General features: G+C 52.7%; 2 protein-coding genes and 1 pseudogene. All 3 read right to left on the bottom strand.

Features of this window, described 5'->3' with window-relative positions:
• On the bottom strand, positions 1-854 hold an 854-nt coding region (gene bioA, locus ACTHUM_RS11785), incomplete at its 3' end, for an adenosylmethionine--8-amino-7-oxononanoate transaminase (protein ID WP_440402948.1).
• Between the two features lie 52 nt (positions 855-906).
• Positions 907-1,812: a DMT family transporter gene (locus ACTHUM_RS11780; RefSeq protein WP_219088769.1), complete on the bottom strand. Its 906-nt coding sequence runs from the start codon at positions 1,810-1,812 to the stop codon at positions 907-909.
• Positions 1,813-2,006: 194 nt separating this feature from the next.
• Positions 2,007-2,277 (bottom strand): annotated as a pseudogene (locus ACTHUM_RS11775) (tryptophan synthase subunit beta); the annotation flags it as partial.

Raw genomic sequence — 2,277 nt, 5'->3', positions numbered from 1 at the left:
GTCATATAGCCGCCGCTCAAGCCCTTGCCGATACACATAATATCCGGTACGACGTCCGCGTGTTCGCAGGCAAACATCTTGCCCGTACGCCCAAATCCAGTGGCAATTTCATCAAAAATCAACACGATATCAAATTCGTCGCACAAATCGCGCAATCCGCGAAGATACTGCGGATGATAAAAATACATGCCGCCCGCGCCCTGCACGACCGGTTCCAAAATAAAGGCGGCGATATCCGCATGATGCGCTTCAAACAAGGCGCGGACAGGCTGCAAATCCGCCTCGTCCCATTCATCGTCGAAACGGCTTTTCGGATTATCGACAAAATAACGCTGTGGTAACGCGCTGCCGAAAATATGGTGCATCCCCGTTTCCGGATCGCAGACAGACATCGCGTTCCAAGTATCGCCGTGATACCCGCGCCGTACCGTCGCAATATTCTGCTTCACCGTCAAACCCCGCGCCTGCTGGTATTGCACCGCCATTTTCAGCGCGACTTCCACCGAAACCGAACCCGAATCCGCATAAAAAATACGGTCCAGCCCCTGCGGCAAAATCCCGACCAACAATTTGCCCAGCTCCACCGCCGGCTCGTGCGTCAAACCGCCGAACATCACATGCGACATCTGTTTAATCTGCGCTTCAACCGCCTGATTCAAAACGGGATGATTGTAGCCGTGTATCGCACACCACCAAGACGACATCCCGTCAATCAGCCGCGTACCGTCCGCCAATTCGATGTGCACACCCTCCGCACGGCGCACCGGATAAACAGGCAACGGGTCGGTCATAGATGTATAAGGATGGAGCAGATGGGCGCGGTCGAAATCGAGCAGGGAGGAATGTTCAGACATGTCGAAAACAATGGTTTGATCAGTTTCATTATTATATAACATATTTCCTATTTCAGACGGCACGTCTTCCGTACTGCATCAACGCCAATCCGACCACTGCCGCCAAACAGCCGGCAACCAAAGAAACATGCAACGCCTCGCCCAAAAACCAAGCGGAACACAGAATACCGAATACCGGCACCAAAGTAATGTACGCCGCCGCGCTGCCGGCGCCCAAAGTCTTCACGCCTTCAAAATACCACGCATAGCTCAAGACCGTTGCCCCGACAGACAGGCCAATCAAAGCAAACCAGCCCCTGCCGTCCATTTCGGCAAGCATACCAAACGGCAGGCCGTCTGAAATCAGCGCAGGCGGCAGCAACATCATTGCACCCAGCCAAGCGGTGGCCACAGTGACCGTCAGCGCATCAATCCCCTGCAACACCGCCCTGCCTATCATCGTATAAGTAACCAAACAGCAAAGGCTGCAAAACACCAGCACTTCGCCCCACCCTATGCCGCCGCCCGACAAAAATGCCGCAATCTCGCCATGCGTGACCGCCCATATCGAGCCTGCCACTGCCAACAACATACCCGACACAATCTTGCCGTTGAGCTTCTCGCCAAACAACAAAGCCGCAAAAAACATCGTCAACACAGGATTGAACGTGACCAACACCGTCGCCCTTGAAGCAAGAATCCGCTGCAAACCCAGCATAGACAACACAGTAAAACCAAATACCCCGAATGCCGCCGCCAGTGCCAATCCAAGCCATTGTTTGCGCGACAAAACCGCCAAAGTACGCAACCGATACCGTGCAAACAGCCAGCCCAAAAGCAAGATAGCCGCCGTCAAAAAGCGCAGCATACCGCCCGTTAAAGGTGGCAGCGCCTGTCCCAGCATTCGCCCCATCGGCCAAGATGCGCCCCAAAACGCCGCCATGCCCAATAGTTTTAGATGGATTGCTAAATGTTTCATGGTGATGGATAAATTGAATAATTGGTTTAGAAAGCGTACAAACGCAGTTTGGAAGGATAAATTTCCTTAGCCGCCGATACTTGATAGAGTTTGTGCGGATAAAATACTACGCTGAATCATTACGGAAACAAAGGCCGTCTGAAAGACTGATATCCAGCTTTTTCAGACGGCCTTTGCTGCTCAATCAATAAGGCTTACAACTCAATGCCTTTGAGTTTCGCCACGGTATTGATGTCTTTATCGCCGCGACCGGAGAGGTTGACCAAAATCACTTGGTCTTTGCTCATTTTCGGCGCGTTTTTCACCGCCCAAGCAACGGCATGGCTGGATTCCAGCGCAGGAATAATACCCTCGAAACGGCAGAGCAAGTCAAAGGCTTCGAGTGCTTCGTCATCTTTGGCAACGGTGTATTCCACGCGGTTGATGTCGTTCAAATGGCTGTGTTCCGGGCCGATGCCTGGGTAG

The organism is Neisseria sp. P0021.S006, assembly GCF_051956895.1.
This window is presented reverse-complemented; position numbering and strand designations above follow the sequence as displayed.